Source organism: Actinoplanes sp. NPDC019969 (assembly GCF_055562375.1).
Genome location: NZ_JBVHFK010000022.1, coordinates 63,049 through 78,061 on the forward strand (window position 1 = coordinate 63,049; position 15,013 = coordinate 78,061).

At 71.8% G+C, this 15,013-nt stretch carries 15 protein-coding genes; 9 read left to right on the forward strand and 6 right to left on the reverse strand.

Annotated features, from left to right (window positions below):
- Window positions 1-3 precede the first annotated feature (3 nt).
- Genes ACZ3II_RS41105 through ACZ3II_RS41115 form a run of 3 tightly spaced genes read left to right on the forward strand, consistent with a single transcriptional unit; the run spans window position 4 to window position 2,454 of the window.
- Window positions 4-783, forward strand: coding sequence for a hypothetical protein (locus tag ACZ3II_RS41105; RefSeq protein WP_465525847.1), 780 nt, complete (start codon window positions 4-6; stop codon window positions 781-783).
- 58 nt (window positions 784-841) lie between these two features.
- Window positions 842-1,222: an effector-associated constant component EACC1 gene (locus ACZ3II_RS41110; RefSeq protein WP_465525849.1), complete on the forward strand. Its 381-nt coding sequence runs from the start codon at window positions 842-844 to the stop codon at window positions 1,220-1,222.
- The gene (locus tag ACZ3II_RS41115; RefSeq protein ID WP_465525851.1) at window positions 1,219-2,454 is read left to right on the forward strand and encodes a caspase family protein; all 1,236 of its coding nucleotides are present in this window, start codon (window positions 1,219-1,221) and stop codon (window positions 2,452-2,454) included. The genes ACZ3II_RS41110 and ACZ3II_RS41115 overlap by 4 nt, the downstream gene beginning before the upstream one ends.
- A gap of 4 nt (window positions 2,455-2,458) precedes the next feature.
- Here the strand turns inward: ACZ3II_RS41115 and ACZ3II_RS41120 are convergent, their stop codons facing one another.
- The 3 genes from ACZ3II_RS41120 to ACZ3II_RS41130 all read right to left on the reverse strand — a co-directional run bounded on the left by ACZ3II_RS41120 (window position 2,459) and on the right by ACZ3II_RS41130 (window position 4,350).
- Entirely contained in the window at window positions 2,459-2,965 is a 507-nt protein-coding gene (locus tag ACZ3II_RS41120) for a hypothetical protein (RefSeq protein ID WP_465525853.1), read from the reverse strand.
- Window positions 2,966-2,968: 3 nt separating this feature from the next.
- The gene (locus ACZ3II_RS41125; RefSeq protein ID WP_465525854.1) at window positions 2,969-3,910 is read right to left on the reverse strand and encodes a M48 family metallopeptidase; all 942 of its coding nucleotides are present in this window, start codon (window positions 3,908-3,910) and stop codon (window positions 2,969-2,971) included.
- A 107-nt stretch (window positions 3,911-4,017) separates the two neighbouring features.
- Window positions 4,018-4,350 (reverse strand): STAS domain-containing protein, encoded by a 333-nt coding sequence (locus tag ACZ3II_RS41130; protein ID WP_465525856.1) that lies wholly within the window; start codon window positions 4,348-4,350, stop codon window positions 4,018-4,020.
- Window positions 4,351-4,511: 161 nt separating this feature from the next.
- Here ACZ3II_RS41130 and ACZ3II_RS41135 point away from each other — a divergent pair, with 161 nt between their 5' ends.
- A complete protein-coding gene (locus tag ACZ3II_RS41135; RefSeq protein WP_465525858.1) occupies window positions 4,512-5,549 on the forward strand; it encodes a glycoside hydrolase family 26 protein in 1,038 nt (345 codons plus the stop codon).
- 21 nt (window positions 5,550-5,570) lie between these two features.
- Here ACZ3II_RS41135 and ACZ3II_RS41140 read toward each other — a convergent pair whose 3' ends face one another.
- Window positions 5,571-6,245 (reverse strand): response regulator transcription factor, encoded by a 675-nt coding sequence (locus ACZ3II_RS41140; RefSeq protein ID WP_465525874.1) that lies wholly within the window; start codon window positions 6,243-6,245, stop codon window positions 5,571-5,573.
- 27 nt (window positions 6,246-6,272) lie between these two features.
- Between ACZ3II_RS41140 and ACZ3II_RS41145 the strand changes: the two genes are divergently transcribed.
- The 4 genes from ACZ3II_RS41145 to ACZ3II_RS41160 all read left to right on the forward strand — a co-directional run bounded on the left by ACZ3II_RS41145 (window position 6,273) and on the right by ACZ3II_RS41160 (window position 12,204).
- Window positions 6,273-6,872 carry a hypothetical protein gene (locus tag ACZ3II_RS41145; protein ID WP_465525860.1) on the forward strand — a complete coding sequence of 200 codons (600 nt, stop codon included), beginning with the start codon at window positions 6,273-6,275 and terminating at the stop codon, window positions 6,870-6,872.
- Window positions 6,873-7,044: 172 nt separating this feature from the next.
- The gene (locus tag ACZ3II_RS41150; RefSeq protein WP_465525876.1) at window positions 7,045-9,894 is read left to right on the forward strand and encodes a M28 family peptidase; all 2,850 of its coding nucleotides are present in this window, start codon (window positions 7,045-7,047) and stop codon (window positions 9,892-9,894) included.
- A gap of 65 nt (window positions 9,895-9,959) precedes the next feature.
- Entirely contained in the window at window positions 9,960-11,348 is a 1,389-nt protein-coding gene (locus ACZ3II_RS41155) for a HAMP domain-containing sensor histidine kinase (protein WP_465525862.1), read from the forward strand.
- A 118-nt stretch (window positions 11,349-11,466) separates the two neighbouring features.
- Window positions 11,467-12,204 (forward strand): alpha/beta fold hydrolase, encoded by a 738-nt coding sequence (locus ACZ3II_RS41160; protein ID WP_465525864.1) that lies wholly within the window; start codon window positions 11,467-11,469, stop codon window positions 12,202-12,204.
- Window positions 12,205-12,330: 126 nt separating this feature from the next.
- On the opposite strand, the gene ACZ3II_RS41165 is transcribed toward ACZ3II_RS41160, so the two are convergent.
- Window positions 12,331-13,311: a hypothetical protein gene (locus tag ACZ3II_RS41165; RefSeq protein ID WP_465525866.1), complete on the reverse strand. Its 981-nt coding sequence runs from the start codon at window positions 13,309-13,311 to the stop codon at window positions 12,331-12,333.
- A gap of 128 nt (window positions 13,312-13,439) precedes the next feature.
- Here ACZ3II_RS41165 and ACZ3II_RS41170 point away from each other — a divergent pair, with 128 nt between their 5' ends.
- Complete coding sequence (locus tag ACZ3II_RS41170; RefSeq protein WP_465525868.1) at window positions 13,440-13,817, forward strand: VOC family protein; 378 nt, start codon at window positions 13,440-13,442, stop codon at window positions 13,815-13,817.
- A 100-nt stretch (window positions 13,818-13,917) separates the two neighbouring features.
- On the opposite strand, the gene ACZ3II_RS41175 is transcribed toward ACZ3II_RS41170, so the two are convergent.
- Window positions 13,918-14,910, reverse strand: a complete 993-nt coding sequence (locus ACZ3II_RS41175) for a pectinesterase family protein (RefSeq protein WP_465525870.1) — start codon at window positions 14,908-14,910, stop codon at window positions 13,918-13,920.
- Between the last annotated feature and the right edge of the window lie 103 nt (window positions 14,911-15,013).

Genomic DNA, 15,013 nt, shown 5'->3' on the forward strand with positions numbered 1-15,013 from the left:
CTCATGAAGATCTACCTGATGACCCGCGGGACACCGCGCCAGAGCGACTACGCCTTCCTCGGCGGGACGCCGCCGGTGCGCTGGTGGGAGAAGCTGGCCGAGTGGGTGGTGCTGGAGGAGCCCGAGGTGATCGTCATGCGGGACGGCGACGACTGCGGGGTGTTGCTGTCCGCCGTCCCGTCGGCGCGGCGTGACTCGATCGGGACCGCGATCCGGTACACGCTCGTCGCCGCGGGTTCCCCGGACGACACCGGCCTGGTGCGACGGCTGGTCTCCGCCGGGCTGGACGACATGGACCGCCGCGCCCTGGGCGCGGCGCTCGACAAGGAACTCGACAGCGCCACCGTCGACGCCCTTCTGGAGTCCGGCGGCCGCCCGCAGCCGGATCTCCTGACGACGGTCGTCGCCGGCCTGCCGGATCCGTCGCCGGCCGCCGCGACGCCCGACGACGGCCGGTCCTGGGCCGGGGCGCTCGGCAGCGAAGAGGCCCTCGCCGCGTTCCGGCGCCGTGCCGAGTGGCTTCTCGCACCCGGTGGCCACGGCTTCGCCTTCACCAGCCACGCGCTCTCCACCGTGGCCGGCGCCCGGGGGATCGCCGACCGCATGGACGTGCCGATCGCGGTGCTCCTTGCCGACAGCGACATCCCGGCGACGGAGACCCTGGGAAAAGTGAGCCCGGAAGGGGCGACGGACTGGAGGAGGTTGCTGAAGGCGCTTGCCCTGGCCGTACTGGGCTTCACTGGGCTCGCGATCGTCTTCTGGATCTGGCGCCGTCTCAGCTGAACCCCTGGCGTTCCCGGCCTTCGGGCCCGGGCGCCGACGACCTTCCGCCGGAGGAGCGATGACCGCAGACCTGATGCTGAAGCTGATTCCCTTCAGCGAGAAGTACGACACCGGAAAGCCGGCGTGGGAGCGCGAGGAGCGGCAGCTCCTCAACTCCCTGCGCGGCGTGGGCCGAGTCGACCGGGTGGCCGTGCCGGCGCCTGGCGACAAGGGGGTCGTGGAGACCGTCCTGATCGCTCTCGCGTCGGCCGGCGCCTTCAACGGGTTCTTCCAGTGCGTTCAGGGCTGGCTGACCCGGGACGAGACCCGCCGCCTGGAGGTGAGCTGCACGATCGACGGCAAGGAGACCTCGCTCGTCCTGGCCGCGACCGGCATCGACGACGCCGTCGTCGACCGGTTCGTCGCTCAGATCATGGCGCGGTTCGAGGCGGCCGGGTGACAGCCGCGCGATACCGGGCGCTGCTCATCGGGAATCGGCGTTTCCCGGAGGACCCGGACTCCCTCCCCGAGCTGAACGGACCGCACAACGACGTCATGTGCCTGGCCGACGCGCTGACCGCCGGCCCCGCCGCGCTGTTCGAGCCGGGCGACGTCGAACAGCGGACGGACTGCCGCGCCGACGAGATCTGCGCGGCCATCGAGGAACTGCTCAACGACGCGGCGAGCACCGACCTGGTGCTGCTCTACTACAGCGGGCACGGCTATCGCGACGCGGACGGGCTGCTGCGTCTCTCCGCGCTCGACTCGCGCCTGTCTCTGCGGTCGCATGCGGTCGGGACCACCGAGATCGACGCGATGATAGGCCACAGCCCGGCGGGGGCGATCGTCGTCATCCTCGACTGCTGCGCCGCGGGCGCGTTCGACGACAGCCTGGACCCGACCCTCGTACTGCGGGGTCAGGGCCGGTTCGTGCTGATGGCGTGCCCGGCGAAGCAGTCGGCGAGTGACGCCGCGTCGCTCACCGAGACGAGCCCGTTCACCGGCTGCCTGATCCGCGGGCTGCGCGGCGAGGCGGCCCGGCCCGGCACCGAGCACATCACCTTCATCGACCTGTACGAGTACAGCCTGGGCCAGTTGGGCGCGGGGAACGCGAAGCCGCTGTGGCAGGGCGGATCGGGGAACCCGGAGCTGGCCCGCAACCCGCACCCGGAGCTGCCGGCGCCACCGGACGGCGCCGCGCCGCCGGTGCTCTCCGGGTGGCGCCGGACGGCGTACGGGATGCTCGCCCGCAAGCAGCGGTCGCCGCAGGCCGTGGACCCGAAGGCGTACGTCCCGCTCATGGTGATCCGCAGGCATGCCGGCACCATTCCGGGCCTGCAGGTCCAGCCGCCGGTCCGTACCCGGCTGGAGCGGGCGGTCCGCAAGGCCGGCGCCGTCTCGGACGGCGAACAGACCCTCGCCCTGATGCCCCTGCCCGGCGGCGCGGCCGCGCTGTTCACCCAGTCGGCGCTGTACTGGCTGGCCAAAGACCGGGGCGTGATCGCGGCGGCGCTGCCCTACCCGGTGCTGGCGGCCCGTACCTTCCACGCGGTGTCCGCCGTCCCCGGCCGCCCGCCCACCCACGTGGACCTGGGCGACGGGATCCCGCAGTTCGCGGGGGAGGGGGCCGCCGCGCTGGCCGCCATGCTGAACAACCTGCGCACCGTGGACAACCTGCCAGGCGTGGCCTGACCCGTCACGCCGGCGGCCACGGCGTCCCGCAGACGGTGCAGAACGCGTCCCCACTCCACGGGCTGTCGCACTTCCGGCAGTGTTTGCGCGGCGAGGCGAAGGCCACCCGGGACGGCGCGGGTGCGGCCAGCGCCTGCTCGATGATCGCCAGGGCCTCGTTGTCGAGTTTCGCCGCCCGCACCACACCCCAGATCTGGGTGATGATCAACGGCCAGAACACGAAATAGGTGATCACGGTGGGCAGCGCCTGCTGACCGAACACGCCCACCCCGGCCCGGGCCACCACACATCCCGGTTCGGGATCGAGCCGCACCTTCAACGCCATGCGCATCCCGGAGACCGTCCGGAACACGCCGGTGCGGGTGATGTCGATGTCGGTCGCCCCGGCGCCCGTCTCCACCGACACGACCTCGTAACCCTTCCCGCGGAAATGGGCCATGAGGGTCTCGACGACAGGGGACAGGTCGGTCTCGTCGGTCCAGAACCGGCGTTCGCTCTTGAAGACGCCCATGACTCACTCCGCCGATGTGGCCGAGGCCGGGGCGGCCTGACGCTCGCTGCCGCAGGATCCGCAGTGCCGCCAGTGCGGTTCCACCCGCTTGCCGCAAGCCCCGCAGCGGGGCGCTGTCCGGATGCCCTCGGCCAGGGCCGCCAGCCGGGCGAACGCCGGGGTTCCCGCCCAGTTCTGGATCTCCCGGACCCGCATGGCGAGCAGCGGATGCGTCGACGACTGGCCGACCTGCCACTGCAGGAGGCGGTCCCAGCGCTGTTCCCGAAGCGTCTCGAACTCGAGCGCCTGGGCCTCGAAGAGACCGACGTCGTACGTGTACCGGGAGTCCTTGCGGATACCGGCGAACCGGAACATCACCCGGGTCATCGCGTCCGGGCTGCCCAGGTAGGCCGCCGCCGCCCGATCGGCGGACAGTTCGCTCTTGCGCCGCCACACCGCCAGGGCGACCCGGAGCGGGCCGGCGACGAGCTGGGCCAGCGCCTGCCCGAACGGGACGGCGGTGATCCCGCCGAGCCGGATCGCCATCCGGACGATCTCGCCCATCGAGTGGTAGAGCATGTGCTGGCAGAGGATGTGCCCGCATTCGTGGGCGAGCACCGCCTCGATCTCGTCGAGGGTCAGGTACTCCAGCAGTTCGCTGTAGAGCGTGATGGACGTCCGGGAATGGCCGATGGTGAACGCGTTGACCGGGCCCATCGTCAGAAACAGCTCCGGTTCGGCGATCCCGAAGGCCTCGCAGACGGGCGGCATCAGCCGGTAGATCTCCGGCAACTGCCGCGGCCCCAGGCGCAGCTGGTCCGCCAGCTGTGCGCTGCGGACCAGGCGCTCGCTGTAGACCCGGTGATAGGCCGTCACCGCGCTCTGGAGCCCCTGCATGGACTCCAGACTCCGGCGCGCCTCCGCGTCGACCGGATGAACCACGTCGCTCGCCGTGAAAACTGTCATGGTGTCCGCCTCCGCGCGGGACGGGTCATCGAAGCCGGCCGTGTTCATGCCAGGCTATGCCCGCGCCGCGGGAGGCGGCCCGCATTGACGCCTTCCCGACGGCCCGGTCAGGTCAGCGGCGGCAGCCCGAATACCTCCGACAAACCGGTCACCTGGATCGCCTTCAGCACCGGCGGCGACGGGTTGATCAGGGTCACCGTGATCCCGGCGCCGGCGGCCGCGTTGCGGACACTGACCAGGGCGCCGAGCGCGTACGAGTCGATCAGGGTCACGTTCGAGACGTCGATCTCCAGCGCCCGGTAGGCGGACGCCTGCGCGGCCGCCGTGAGGTTGTCACGCACCTCGTCGGCGTCCCGGAGATCCAGTTCCCCGGATAGCGCGGCACGCAGGGTGATGCCGTCGTTGCTGGTCGCGTACATGATCAAAGCATTGGCGGACATGCCCTCGACCGTAACGGTGATCGCCGCGGACCGCCCCTCCCGGTCCCCGGAAACCCGCAACCGGGTGGCACCGGTACGGGCACTGGAGCCGCAACCCCCGCCCTGGAATCTCTTTCCCATGCCCGGCGGAAATGCGCCGGACAAAACGGGGGAGAGATTTTTTGCGACGTGCCAAGCTGCCGATGTTCCTGACAGCTCTGACCGCCGTAATCGCCAGTGTCACCACCGTCGTGGCGCCGGCCGCGGCCGCTGCGGCGACCAGGACCTGCACCACCGACGCCAAGCTCGTCCCGTCCTGCAACGTCCTCTGGGGCGGCGCGGCCGGGGGTTTCACCAGCAAGCCGCGCGACCTGGAGCACAAGAACTGGGAGAAGCTGAGCGGCCGGACCGCGACGATCTTCCACACGTACCACAAGGGCGACGAGCCGTTCCCGACCAAGTCCGAGATCGCCATGACGAACGACCCGGCCAAGCCGCGCGTGCTGCTGCTGAACTGGAAGATCGCGTACGGCTCGAACTGGGCCAAGGTCGCCCAGGGGCAGCAGGACAAGCGCATCGACGCCTTCGCCAAGCGCATCAAGGCGTACGGCAAGAAGGTGTTCCTGGTTCTCAACCACGAGCCGGAGAACGACGTCGTGGCCCGCAAGGGCTCCGGCATGGAGGCCAAGGACTTCGCCGCCATGTACCGGCACACCATCCAGCGGCTGCGCGCCCAGGGCGCCGGCAACGTGGTGAACGTGCTCGCCTACATGGGCAACGAGAAGTGGATGGCGCAGTCCTGGTGGAAGGACCTCTACCCGGGCGACGACGTCGTGGACTGGATCGGCCTGGACTCCTACGTCTCGGTCGAGAAGGGTTACTACCACTACGGCCTCTTCGCCGACCTGCTGGACCGTAAGCCCAAGGGCGGCGGCCTCGGCTTCTACGACTGGGCGACCACCAAGCACGCCGGCAAGCCGATCATGATCGCCGAGTGGGGCGGTTACCACCGCATCGGCCGGACCACCGACAAGTCCGCCGTCTACAACAGCGTCCTGCCGCAGCTGGTCAAGCGGCCCGCCATCAAGGCCATCGTGCACTTCGACACGAAGGCCGACGACCAGGGCAACCGCGACATCAGCATCGACAGCACCAAGGCCGGCCTGGCCGCGTTCCGCAAGCTGGCCGCCAACCCGATCTTCAACGTCAAGATCGGCTGATCCTCCGCGAGCCGCCATCCCTCACGGGGTGGCGGCTCGCGGCGCTGACAGGCGGATTCCCACGCCGCGGACGGTGTGCAGGTAGCGCGGCTGCGCGGCCCGCTCGCCGAGTTTGCGGCGCAGCCACGTCACGTGCACGTCCACGGTCTCCATCGACCGGCTCTCCGGCCACACGTCGTCGAGCAGCTGACGCCGGGTGACCACCGTCCCGGCCCGCTCCATCAGGTAGGCGAGCAGGTCGAACTCGAGCCGCGACAGCTGCAGCGCCGTCCCGTCGAGGGCGGCGGTCCGCGCCTGCCGGTCCAGGGTCAGCCCGCCCACCGTCAGCCCGGCGGCCGGCCCGCCCCGGCCCCGGCGCAGCATCGCCGCGATCCGTGCCTCGATCTGCTCGGCCGAGTACGGCTTGACCACGTAGTCGTCGGCGCCGGCCCGCAGCAGCCGGATCATCTCGCTCTCCGCCTCCCGGGCGGTCGCCACCAGGATCGGCACCTGCGAGCCGGCCCGGATCCGGCTCAGCACCGCCGCCCCGTCGAGGTCCGGCAGCCCGAGGTCGAGGACCACGACGTCCGGCGGCCGCGCGGCCACCTCGCGCAGGCCGTCCAGCGCCGTCGCGCACAACCGGACGTCATGGCCGGTAGCCGTGAGTAACCGGCCGATTGCCTGCCGGACGTCAGCGTCGTCCTCGATCACCAGCACCTGGGGCATTGCGCCAGCGTATCGGTCATGCAGAATGTGCCGATGATCCGGAGCTGGAGATATCTCGCGGGATGGCTCGCTGTGACGGTCACCGCCGTCGGGGTGTCCTGGTTCGGTGTCCGGCTCGGCGTGGCCCCGGCGCTCACCGACGAGCCGCCGGTCGCCATCGACGTCAACCGGCGTTACACCGAGATCCGGTTCGGGCTCGACGAGACGGTGCCCCCGGCCGCCCCGAAGCCCAGCCCCAGCCTCAGCGCCGGCCCGTCGTCCGCCGCGCCCACGAGGGCCAAGCCGTCGCGCAGTCCGGCCACCCCCAGCCGCACGGTGACCACCAGCCCGGCCGCGACCCCGCCGCCGCCGGCCACGACGAGCCCGTCGCCCTCGGCGGTGGACCGGCGGCCCCGTTACCGGGTCACCGCCGACGGCGGGTCGATCGTCGTCGCCTACTCGGCGGCCCGGGTGGACATCGTCGACGCGGACCCGGCGCTCGGCTACACCGCCACCGGCGCCCGGCGCAGCGACACCGTCGTCGTCGCCCGGCTGTCCGGACCCGGTCACACCTCGGTCATCACCGCCTACTGGAGCGGCGGACCGGCCGCCCAGGTCCTCGAGGAGTACGGCTCGTAGCGCATCGACCGTTACCGGTCCGATAGCTGTCCTTCCGGTGCCCTTAAGGCAGACACGGCGAGACTTCCGCGGCGTACAGAGATCGACAACAGCCTTGGGAGGATCGTCAGTGAGGCGTTCCCGTAGCAGGAAGGCGCTGCGCGTCACCGCGTTGAGCAGCGCCACCGTGGTCATGCTCGGCCTGGGAGCGGCGTACAGCGCCGGGTACTCGGGCATCGGCGAGATCCCGGAGCCCGACTTCTCCGACGGCGGGGCCACGAGCGCCGCGGCGGCGGCCGACCAGTACGTGACCGGCGCGTCCACCGGTTTCGCGAAGGAACCGGACGCCACGTACACCCGCCAGGCGGTGACGACCACGCCGCGCGGCCTGAACTACGTGAGTTACTCCCGTACCTATAAGGATCTTCCGGTCTTCGTCGGTGGCGACGTCGTCGTCGTGACCGACGCCCAGGGCACGATCAAGGGTGGCGCCACCACCGGCGCCGTGTCGGTCGCCACCACACCGAAGGTGACCGCGGCGAAGGCGGAGAAGGTCGCGCTGCGCGAACACCCCGGAAAGGTCACCGGCGTGCCGAAGCTCGGCATCATCGCCGAGGAGGGCCGGGACCGCCTGGTGTGGGAGTTCGTCATCGCGGGCGACGCCAGCCGGGCCCACGCCTATGTCGACGCGCGGACCGGCGGGTACGCCGGATCCTGGGACGAGATCACCGGCGGCGCCGGGACCGGCCACTACAGCGGCCAGGTCACGATCGGGACCACCGCGGGCGCCGGCGGCTACGAGCTGCGCGACCCGGCCCGCGGCAACATGCGCACCCTCGACGACACCACCGGCAAGGTCCTCACCGACGCCGACGACAAATGGGGCAACGGCGCCGGCAGCGACATCGCCACCGGTGGCGTCGACACCCAGTACGCCGGCGGCGTCCTCTGGGACATGCTCAAGGCCAAGTTCAACCGCAACGGCATCGACGGCAAGGGCGGCGCCGCGGCGATGTACGTCGGGCTCACCGACGTCAACGCCTACTACAGCTGCGCGGGTACGGGTGACGCCAGCCGTGACCAGACCAAGTACGGCCGCACCAGCGACGGCGCCCGCCAGGTCAACTCCGTCGACGTGGTCGCGCACGAGCTGGGCCACGGCGTCTTCTGCCACACCCCCGGCGGCAGCCGCGGCACCACCAGCGAGACCGGCGGCCTGAACGAGGCGACCGGCGACATCTTCGGCACCCTGGCCGAGCACTTCGCCGCGAACCCGAACGACCCGGCCGACTTCCTCGTCGGCGAGGAGGTGAACCTGAGCGGCCGCGGCCCGATCCGCAACATGTTCAACCCGTCCGCCGTCGGCGACCCGAACTGCTGGTCCTCGAAGATCCCGACGACCGAGGTGCACTCCGCGGCCGGCCCGCTCAACCACTGGTTCTACCTGCTCTCCGAAGGGTCCGCGCCGGCCGGGAAACCCGCCAGCGCCACCTGTGACCGGAGCACGGTGACCGGCATCGGGCTGTGGCCGGCCGGCGAGATCTTCTACCACGCGCTGCTGCGCAAGACGTCCGGCTGGACCTACACCCAGGTCCGCAAGGCCACCCTGGACGCCACCCTCGCGCTGCACCCGGGCCGCTGCACCGAGTTCGCCGCGGTCAAGGCCGCCTGGGACGCCGTCAGTGTGCCGTCGCAGGGCGACCCCGCCTGCACGGTGACCGCGCCGCAGCCCTCCACCGCGCCGTCGGCCACCACCGCCCCCTCGGCGTCCGCCTCACCCGCGCCGTCGCCCAGCACGTCGGCTCCGGCCCCGGTGCCGGCTCCGGTCGCCGCCGCCGACATCGACAGCGCCGCCCTGCGCGCCGACATCGCCGAGTTCGCCCGGATCGCGCAGGCCAACAACGGCAACCGGGCCCACGGCAGCCCCGGCTACAAAGCCTCGCTCGATCACCTCAAGCAGCGCCTGGACGCGGCCGGCTACACCACTCGCGTCCAGCAGTTCACCCACGGCGGCAAGACGGGTCACAACCTGATCGCCGATCTGCCCGGGCGTGGCGATCCGAACCGGGTCGTCATGCTCGGGGCGCACCTCGACAGCGTCACCCAGGGCGCGGGTGTCAACGACAACGCCTCCGGGTCGGCCGGCATCCTGGAGGTCGCCCTGGCCTACGCCGCCTCCGGCGCCAACGGCGACAAGGGCATCCGGTTCGGCTGGTGGGGCGCCGAGGAACTGGGCCTGGTCGGTTCCAAGGCGTACGTGTCCTCGCTCAGCGCCGCCGAACGCGCCAAGATCACCGGGTACCTGAACTTCGACATGATCGGCTCGCCGAACCCCGGCTACTTCGTCTACGGCGACGACACCCGGGGCGCCGCCATCGCCGCCGCGCTCAAGGCCGGATTCACCGCCGAAGGCATCCCCTCGGAGAGCACCGACATCAACGGCCGCTCCGACCACGCCTCCTTCAAGGCGGCCGGCATCCCGACCGGCGGCACCGCCACCCTCAGCCTCGCCCCCACGATGAGCGCGGCGCAGGCCGCCAAGTGGGACGGGCAGGCGGGGCAGCCGTACGACCCCTGCTACCACTCGCGCTGTGACGGGGCCGGCAACATCGACTTCGACGCCCTGGACACGCACGCCGATGTGGCCGCGTACGCCGCCTGGTCCCTGACCGGGGTGAAAGCCCCCGCCGGGACCACGTCGACCCGGGTGGAGAACACGTTCGACTTCGCGATCCGGGACCGTTCCGCGATCGAGTCGCCGATCACCGTCCAGCGGGCCGGCCAGGCCCCGGCCACGTTGAAGGTCGAGGTCGACATCCGCCACGGCTACCGCGGCGACCTGGAGATCCAGCTGATCGCGCCGGACGGCACCGCCTACCCCGTCAAGAAGGCCAGCCGGTTCGACAGCGGCGACGACGTCAAGCTCAGCACGACGATCGACGCCGGCGCGGAGGCGGCCACCGGCACCTGGAAGCTGCGGGTCCGCGACCTGTACTCCGGCGGCGGCGCCGGAACGCTGAACTCCTGGGCCCTCACCTTCTGATCCGTACGATCCGGGCGTGCCCCCGCTGGTGGGGCACGCCCGGCACGGCTATGGTCAGCGGTCCGATGAGACGAAGCTACGTACTGGTCGCCCTCGCCGTCACCACGCTGGTGGCGCTGGCGTTCGTGATCCCCCTGGCCCTGCTCGTGCACAGCGCCGTCCAGGACCGGGCCATGCGCGAGGCCGAACGCCAGGCCCTCGGCCTGTCCGCCGTCGTGGTCGTCGCCACCGACCGCGACCTGGTCCTCACCTCGATTATGAGCACCCGGGCCGGCCAGAACGGCGAACTCGCCGCCCACCTGCCCACCCTCGGCACCGTCGGCGTCACCCGGGCCGGCGCGGGAGCGGTCGCCCAGGTCCGGCAGCGGCAGACCGCCGGAACCATCGCCATCGACGGCGGCCGCGTCTACCTGCGGCCCGTCGCCCTGCCGCAGAACCTGATCGCCGTCATCGAGGTCTTCGTCCCCGGCACCTCACTGCGTGCCGGCGTCGGCACCGCCGTCCTGGTCCTGCTCGGCGAGGCGATCGTGCTGGTCGGCCTCTGCATGTTCCTCGCCGACCGGCTCGCGGCCCGGATCGTCCGCGCCACCCGCGACCTGGCACGCACCGCCACCAGCCTCGGGGGAGGGCAACTGCACGCTCGGGTACGGCCCAGCGGGCCCCGGGAGATCGAAGAGGTCGGGGCCGCGCTGAACCTGCTCGGCGACCGGTTCCTGGAACTCCTCGCCAAGGAACGCGCGCTCGCCGCCAACCTGTCACACCGGCTCCGCGTGCCCCTGACCGCGCTGCGCCTGAACGCCGAGGCGCTGCCGGCCGGCGACGACCGGGAACGGCAACTCCACGTGGTCGGGCGGCTGGAGGCCGAGGTCAGCGCCGTGATCAGCGAGGCGGGGCGGCCGTTGGCGGCCCGCCCGCGCCTGCACTGCGACCTGGGGGCGGTCGTCGCCGACCGGACGGCGTTCTGGGGCGCCCTCGCCGAGGACCAGGGCCGGCCGTGGCAGGCCGAAACACCGCCGGAGGGCGTGATCGTCGCGGCGGCGTGGTCCCGGGTGACCGAGGCGCTCGACGTGCTGCTCGGCAACGTCTTCCACCACACCGGCGAGGACGCCGCCTGCCGGGTCACGGTCACCGCCCGTACCGTCGTGGCCTCCGATCCGGCCGCGATGCCGGAGTTCGCCGCCGTGACCGTCGACGATGCCGGTCCCGGGTTCGCCGACCCGGAGGCCGCGCTGGCACGGGGCGCCTCCGACGCCAACTCCACCGGCCTGGGGCTCGACATCGCGCAGCGCCTGGCCACCGAAACCGGCGGCAGCCTCACCATCACCCGGAACGAGTGGGGCGGTGCCCGCGTGGTCCTGACCCTGGGCCTCGTTCCCGCAGATACGCCCACCGCGCCACAGCTGCGGCAACGCCGCTGGTGGCGCCGTCTCGCCGGCGCTCACACCCGCCAGTGAAGTCCCGTCCCTGCCAGAACGTTCTTTCTCCCGACGAGCCGGACCGCCCGCCACCGCCCATCCCCTCGCCACCATGTGACGGACGGTGTGGAGCGGCCTCGGATGGCAGACTCCGGGCATGGAGTCGAACCTGCGGGTGCACACCGGCGGTGACGGTGCGCCGCTTCTGCTGTTGCTGCACGGGCTGGGCGCCACCGGCGACGTCTGGTCCGGCTGGTGGCCTGAGCTGGCCGAACACTGGCCGGGCCGCTGGGTGGCACCGGACCTGCCGGGTCACGGCGGTTCGCCGCCGCTGACCGAGTACACGTTCGACGCCCTGGCCGACGCGCTGCGCCCGATCGTCGCCGGCAGTACCCGTACCGTCATCCTCGGTCATTCGCTCGGTGGGGTGGTGGCTCTCGCGCTCGCCGCCCGGCTCCCCGTGACTGCCGTGATCGGGCTCGGCATCAAGGTCGCCTGGAGCGACGACGAGCTGCGGCGGGCCCGGGCGCTGGCGGACCGCCCGGTCGCCTGGTTCGACAGAGCGGAGGAGGCCGCCGCCCGGCATCTGCGGGTGTCCGGGCTGGCGGGGCTGCTGACCCCGGACGATCCGGCGGTACGGGCCGGGATCCGTGACGTGGACGGCAGGTGGCGTCTCGCGCTCGACCCGCGCGCGTTCGGCGTCGGCGCCCCGGACATGGCCGCGCTGGCGCACGGCACACCGGCTGCCGTCACCCTGGCCCGCGGCGAACACGACCCGATGAACACTGACGAGCAGCTGAAGCACCTGGGCGTTCCCGTGATCACGCTGCCCGGCCTCGGCCACAACGCCCACGTCGAGAACCCGCGGCAGTGCCTGGCCCTGCTGGACACGTGAATCATCCGTGGCGGACGACCTGCCCGGCCGGTTCCGCCGCGACAGTGAAGGCAGGCAGCCACCAGACGCGGTGGATCACGAAATGGTTCGCCGGCCTTCACCTCGGTGGTCGCGTCGAACGGGAGGTCAGATCCGCCGGGCGGAGCTGATCCGGGCGGTGGCGTAGCCGTCCCACGGGATCGCCTGGCTGGTCTGCGGAACCGTGGCCAGGTCGACAGTGAGTTCGCCGGCCGGCGCGGTGGCCGCCGGTTGCCGGAAACCGAACCGGTAGGTGACGCGGCGGCCCGCCGCGGGCGCCGTGAGCCGCACGCTGGACGAGCCGGCGGTCCAGGTCTTCCCGGCGGCGCGCTGCAGACCGTCCGGAGCGGTGAAGGTGAGAGCGATCGTCCCGGGGTGGGCGCCGCGGCGATGGGCGACGGTCACGGCGAGGGTCCCGTACCGGTAGCCGCCCCGTACCGGGCCGAGGACCAGATCGCCGGTGCTGAGACCGATCTCGGTCACCCGCCGGTTCAGCGGCATCCGGGTCGGGCCGCTCACCTGGCGGAACCGGCCGTCACGCAGCGCGTACCCCCGGGTCTGCCATTTCTGCGGGGTACGGTCGGCGCAGCACCGCTGGTAGTCGGCGACCCGCACGCTCACCCGGCCGGCCCTGTCGACGCGGACGCTGCTCTCCCGGAGGTCGCGGACCTGGCCGGTCGTCGCGGTCACCCGCCCCCGCGAGACGATCGCGCCGGACGCGTTCCTGTCGTAGGCGACGATCTGCTTGGTGCCGCCCTCGATGAGGCAGCCCAGCACGGCGACGGTCTCGTCGGTCCCGTCGCGGTCGATGTCGCCGTGGGCGGCGGACAGGATCGTCAGGAACTCGCCGTACGGCGCCCGGCCGGCGGGCACGGCCTGCGGCGACACCGGCGCCTCGCCGCCATGGAACCGCAACCGGCCGGACGGGCATCGGAGGCCGTCCGCCGGCCACGACGGCACCTCCAGGGTGGCCTCACGCAGCGTGGCCAGCGAGATGCGGCCGCTCGGCGGGGGCGGCGCCGCCTGCGCCGCGGGCGGGACGACGGCGAACGGCAGAACTGCCGCGAGAATGACCGAAAAGGTCAGCAATGAAGACTTCATCGTCGAGACATATTGCCCTAGCTGCCTCCAATCCGGACAGGTGTTCACCCCTTCCGGGTACGTCGCCGGCAGTGCAGAGGTCAGTTAGTGACCGCAATTCCCGGCAGGATGACGGTATGACAGCCACGTGGAAGATCGAACTCATCCCGGTGCCGGTCACTGACGTCGACCGGGCCAAGGCGTTCTACGAGCGGATCGGCTTCGTCCTCGACCACGACCACCAGGTGCACCCCGGCCTCCGGTTCGTGCAGCTCACCCCGCCCGGCTCGGCGTGCTCGATCGCGATCGGCGAGGGCCTCACCCGCAAGCAGCCCGGCACGCAGGAGATCCAGGTGGTCGTGCCGGACGCGCACGCCGCCCGCAAACAGCTGGTCGAGGCCGGCGTGGAGGCGAGCGACGTCGACGCGCAGCCGTGGGGCAGCTTCGTCCACTTCACCGACCCGGACGGCAACAGCTGGTCCCTGCAGGCCATCGAGCGCCGCCCCCACGGATAGGCCGCGCGGACCGGTGCCGTCAGGGCCACCGCCCTCGCGGACGACTGTTCTGCGCGCCGGCCGGGCCCGGGCCTCGGGTGAGGTCCGGGCCCGGCCCGGTTCACTGGACGGGGTTCCAGCCGTCGCTGCCGGCCAGGTACTTCTGGGCGGTGTAGTCGGCAGCGGTCACCGCGCTGATCTGCGGCCGGTCGCCGGTGCCCTGGGTGGCGCCGGCGCCGGTGTTGTTGTACTCACTGAACCGGCAGGTCCGCCAGGAGAAGCCGCTCATGTCCTGCCAGGCGCCGGCCTGCCGGATGTGGCCGCCGAGCGCCGAGTCCCGGATCAGGACCTGGCCGATCGCGTCGGCGGAGCCTCCGGCGTGCCAGCAGCGGCCGAGCGCGACGGTCCTGCTCGCGGCGCTGCTGGTCAGCGTCGACCGGGTGATCAGGATGCCGTACTTGTTGGCCTTGTTGGTGGCCGCGGCCGTGATGTAGCCGTTGTTGCTGCTGCCCCGGTCGAGCGACTTGATCGTGGTGCTGTCGATGACCAGCGCGCCGTTGCCGTAGATGAAGTCGACGTCGCCTTCGATGTAGCTCTTGTAGACGTACTGCCGTACCTGCTTGCCTCCGGTGCCGCCCCACGACAGGAAGGTGTCCTGGCGGCCGAGCAGCCGGACGTTGCGGTAGACCTGCCGGTCACCGCCGGCGTAAAGAGCAAGAGCTTGACTGCCTGAGCCGTACGTGTTCGCGATCGTCACCCCGGTGATCGTGGTGTTCGCCGCCAGGTTGAGGACCGTCGCGCTGCCGGCCGCGCTGCCGGCGGCGGCCTGCGACACGTTCCCGGTGATCACGATGTCGCCGGACGTGCCGGTGGCGCCCTTGATGGTGATGCCGGACCTGCCGGACGGGATCGAGACCTGCCCCTGGTAGGTGCCGGCCTTGACGGTGATGACAGTGCCGCTGGTGGCCGCCGCGACGGCCTGCTGGATGGTGCGGTAGTCGCCGGATCCGTCGGCGGCGACGGTGATCGCGGCCGCGGCGGAGGCGGGCCCGGCCAGCAGCGGGAGGGATGCGACGGCCGCCGTGACGGCCGCGGTCAGGATGCGGTTGCGCACTGTCTCTCCTAGTAGGCGAAGGGCCAGCCGGCCGTGTCGTAGCCGAGCAGGTTGATGCCGAGCCGGGACGCGCCGTTGTTCGCGTAGTAGTGGTAGACGAGCA

Coding starts and splice junctions, on each gene's coding strand:
- ACZ3II_RS41145 (WP_465525860.1), top strand. CDS start 6,273: ATGCAGAATGTGCCGATGATCCGGAGCTGGAGATATCTCGCGGGATGG.
- ACZ3II_RS41105 (WP_465525847.1), top strand. CDS start 4: ATGAAGATCTACCTGATGACCCGCGGGACACCGCGCCAGAGCGACTAC.
- ACZ3II_RS41170 (WP_465525868.1), top strand. CDS start 13,440: ATGACAGCCACGTGGAAGATCGAACTCATCCCGGTGCCGGTCACTGAC.
- ACZ3II_RS41110 (WP_465525849.1), top strand. CDS start 842: ATGACCGCAGACCTGATGCTGAAGCTGATTCCCTTCAGCGAGAAGTAC.
- ACZ3II_RS41155 (WP_465525862.1), top strand. CDS start 9,960: ATGAGACGAAGCTACGTACTGGTCGCCCTCGCCGTCACCACGCTGGTG.
- ACZ3II_RS41120 (WP_465525853.1), bottom strand. CDS start 2,965: ATGGGCGTCTTCAAGAGCGAACGCCGGTTCTGGACCGACGAGACCGAC.
- ACZ3II_RS41160 (WP_465525864.1), top strand. CDS start 11,467: ATGGAGTCGAACCTGCGGGTGCACACCGGCGGTGACGGTGCGCCGCTT.
- ACZ3II_RS41125 (WP_465525854.1), bottom strand. CDS start 3,910: ATGACAGTTTTCACGGCGAGCGACGTGGTTCATCCGGTCGACGCGGAG.
- ACZ3II_RS41150 (WP_465525876.1), top strand. CDS start 7,045: ATGCTCGGCCTGGGAGCGGCGTACAGCGCCGGGTACTCGGGCATCGGC.
- ACZ3II_RS41130 (WP_465525856.1), bottom strand. CDS start 4,350: ATGTCCGCCAATGCTTTGATCATGTACGCGACCAGCAACGACGGCATC.